This window comes from Nostoc sp. UIC 10630, assembly GCF_010747425.1.
Classification (GTDB): domain Bacteria; phylum Cyanobacteriota; class Cyanobacteriia; order Cyanobacteriales; family Nostocaceae; genus Nostoc.
Map to the genome: position 1 here is coordinate 1 of NZ_JAAGOG010000367.1, position 3,689 is coordinate 3,689.

Sequence of the window (3,689 nt, forward strand, 5' to 3'; positions counted from 1 at the left end):
ATGGAAGTATTTTGCCCACAAGATGGCTTAGATTTACAGAAATAAACTCTCTTTTACTTGGAATAAGGCTCGGTCAGGCGAGAATTTTCAGGCGGACACTTGGTTGACGAGGTAATCCTCATCACCAGTGTCCTTTTATTGCTGCCCTACTTAGCTGATATTTGAGCAAACTCTAGGCTCTGATACACCAAAAGAAAGATAAAGGTTTCTAGATAAACCTATTAATTCAAGCTATGTGGTGACGAGCGTTGTTACTAAGCTGTTTTGGGCATGATTTCAACTAAAGCTAAAAGCTTAAGATGCCTTATTTAGGAGTAGCAGCAGGTGTAGCCGCAGGTGTAGCAGCAGGTGTGATTTTAGTAGCGGGAGGCGCATCAGTTGGTTCACCTGTAGCAGCAGGAGTACCACCAGGAGTAGTACCACCATCACCACCGCCTTCGCAGGCTCCCAGAATTGTAGCTAAACTTAAGATTACAGCCAAACCAAAGATTTTTGTTTTCATAACTCCTCTTTCACCAATTGTGGCTAGAAAAATTTTTCGCCTGTTGAATACGATACCGTATTTATTGCTTTTTTTTTAATGTTGTGAGATTACATACTTAAAAAAATAATCCTTTGGGATATTCTTTTTGGCAGTATGTCTCATACAGCTATCTGATTAGTTTCTCTTAACTCCGAAGCAAAAAGGAAATTACCAAATTTTCTAGCAAACCGAGCTATCATAACAAAAAATTTTATTTTTTTCACAGAGTATTGCACCTTGCTGCCCGGCGTTGCCATACTTTAGGTGCTATCTCTAAAGGGTAAGCTGTCCAGTTGCTAATCGCTGATTGCAAACATTGCAATATCTAGAGGATGCAAACATTGGTACAGCTATCTATCAGAACAGTTAAAAGGGTGTAGTCTGTTATGTGTGCTTGTTGCACAGAAGTAAGTCTTAACCCTATCAAAAACAGACAATCAAGAAAATCAATCTAAAGTACAGTATTTTCAATCTCAAAAATTTATGGTAGTTGCTCGTAAATCTGCTGTTTCTGGAAAGGGTAATTGGTTCTGGCGAGATTCTATGTTTTCTTTAGGAAGGCGACGTGCGCGTATAGATTCGGTAGCACAGAGCGCTGCTACACCAGCGACCAAAGCCACACCCTTATCCTCTCAAAGACAACAGCGTTCCTCAAAAAATTTAGCGGTTTCTGCCACAAATAAGGCAGCTATGCCCAAATCGGTGAAAGAGTTGGGTAGACAAAAGTTACCAAATCTCAATGAGCAGTCCAGTGCGACTCAGAAAAGTTCAGGGGGAGATTTTCTTGGACTTCCCACAATGCCTAATTCTGGAGCCGTACCTTTATGGTTGTTGCGCTTGTACACATTTCATCGTTATTCGACAGTTTTGGCGTTTTTGGTAGTAGCATCGACACTTGCTGTTTATGGCTGGACAGTATATTCCCAAGAGCTTTGGAGTAAGTCGTATCGTAGACTGCAAAACCTCCAACGTCATGAGCGGCTACTAACGACAACCAACGCCACGCTGACAAATAGAATGGCTAAGGAAGCAGAACAATCAACAGCAGGGCTAGTATTGCCAACCCCTCAAGGAATGATTTTCTTGTCTCCAGCACCTCATAATCCTAAGCCAGCATCATCTAATAACATAACGCCTAACATAACGCCAAGTTCGGAAACGCAACGGCAAACGCTATCACCACTTGGATATTAAGAGTTAGGAGAGACGCGATTAATCGCGTTTGTACAGGAGTTATGGAGTAACTAACTTTAAGTTTGGACTTTTGACTCCGAAAAGTAATTTGGTACTGAGTAGGCAATGCAAAAATTACCAAGCAGAACAAGATTAAAAAAGTCTCGGAATCCAGGATTCAAAAAGCAGCAGAAGGGTTCTAAACGAGGGTTGTTGGGGACACTTGCCTCTAATATCCAAAATCAAACATCCAATACCAATTCCCGGCTGTTCCTCGTCTGGGGCGTATTAATGGCAGCAGGATTGGGGTTAGGTATCAAGTTATATAACTTGCAAATTGTCAAGGGGACAAAATTAACAGAGCAGGCGCGGAACCAGCAAATGGTGGATTTGCGACCTTTTATGCCCCGTCGCCCAGTGGTAGATCGCAATAGTGAACTGTTGGCGATTGATCGTCCTGTATATACTTTGTACGCTCATCCCAAGCTGTTTGATAAGTCTAATGAAGAGATGGCAGAGCGACTTGCCCCAATATTGGCCAAAGATACTGCTGAATTGGTGAAAACTTTTCAAAGCAAAAAAAGCGGAATTATACTTGCCCCAGCCCTACCGGAAGAAATTATTGATCGCGTGACTTCTTTGCGTTTAAATGGCTTAGAGTTAATTCAAAAATACTCCCGATATTATCCGCCAGACGATTTGGTTGCTGATGTGGTGGGTTATGTGAATGTTGACCGTCGTGGTCAAGCAGGTGTGGAATATTCTCAAGAGAAGTTGTTAGAACGTCCTGTGCAAACGGTGCGCCTCAGTCGCTCTGGTAATGGAGCCGTGATGCCGGATCATGCACCAGAAGGTTTTCTGCATTTTGATGATTTGCGGCTGCAACTCACAATCGATAGCCGTCTGCAACGGATTGCTAGCCTGGCACTCAAACAACAAATGGAGAAGTTTGATGCTAAACGTGGGGCGGTAATTGTAATGGATGCGTTGGATGGTTCCTTACTCGCCCTCGTTTCTCAGCCTACCTATAACCCTAATGAATACGCTAAAGCTAATATCTCGCTGTTCAAAAACTGGACGGTGGCGGATCTTTATGAACCGGGATCGACTTTTAAGCCTTTGAATGTGGCGATCGCTCTGGAAAATAATGTCATCAAACCAGATGATATGTTTAATGACTCCGGCTCTATTCGAGTAGCTAATTACAACATCAAAAATGCGATGAATAATGGTAATGGGCGAATCAGTATCGCTCAGATTTTGCAATATTCCAGCAACATTGGCATGGTGCAAATTATCCAACGCTTAAAGCCTTCAATCTACTACAACTGGCTAGAACGCTTGGGATTAGGACAAAAAGTTGATACAGATTTACCTTTTGAAGTTGGCGGTCGGCTCAAAAGTCAAGAAGAATTTATCGCTTCGCCAATTGAACCAGCTACTACTTCCTTTGGGCAAGGTTTTTCGATGACACCCATACAGCTAGTGCAAATGCACGGTGCTTTAGCCAATGGCGGTAAATTGGTTACACCCCATGTAGTGCGCGGGTTGATTGATACCAAAGGGCAGATGCATGATTCACCCACTCGCACTGTATCACGGCAAATTTTCTCAGCCGCAACAGCTCAAAAGGTCGTAGAAATGATGGAAACTGTTGTTAATGAAGGCAGTGGTAAGGCGGCACAAATTCCCGGATATCGCATTGCTGGTAAAACTGGTACAGCCCAAAAAGCTAGTCCTAATGGTGGTTACATCAAGGGTGCTAGAATGACAAGCTTCGTGGCTATTTTACCAGTAGAATCTCCTCGCTATGTAGTGTTTGCACTGGTGGATGAGCCAAAAGGAGAAAGTGCTTATGGTTCTACTGTTGCCGCACCAATTGTTAAGTCAGTAATCGAAGCACTGATTCCTCTTGAGGAGATTCCGCCAAGTAAGGCGATTGAGCAGCAGCCGAAAGCACCGTAGGGAGTAGGGCAGGGGGCAGAGGAGGCAG

3 protein-coding genes are annotated in these 3,689 nt (G+C 43.3%); 2 read left to right on the forward strand and 1 reads right to left on the reverse strand.

Annotated features, from left to right (window positions below; translation table 11 throughout):
* Nucleotides 1–304: 304 nt before the first annotated feature.
* Nucleotides 305–502 carry a hypothetical protein gene (locus G1O98_RS37345; protein WP_163939384.1) on the reverse strand — a complete coding sequence of 66 codons (198 nt, stop codon included), beginning with the start codon at nt 500–502 and terminating at the stop codon, nt 305–307.
* 504 nt (nt 503–1,006) lie between these two features.
* Between G1O98_RS37345 and G1O98_RS37350 the strand changes: the two genes are divergently transcribed.
* Nucleotides 1,007–1,717 carry a hypothetical protein gene (locus G1O98_RS37350; protein WP_163939386.1) on the forward strand — a complete coding sequence of 237 codons (711 nt, stop codon included), beginning with the start codon at nt 1,007–1,009 and terminating at the stop codon, nt 1,715–1,717.
* Nucleotides 1,718–1,822: 105 nt separating this feature from the next.
* Complete coding sequence (locus G1O98_RS37355) at nt 1,823–3,661, forward strand: penicillin-binding protein 2 (RefSeq protein WP_163939388.1); 1,839 nt, start codon at nt 1,823–1,825, stop codon at nt 3,659–3,661.
* The last annotated feature ends 28 nt before the right edge of the window (nt 3,662–3,689 follow it).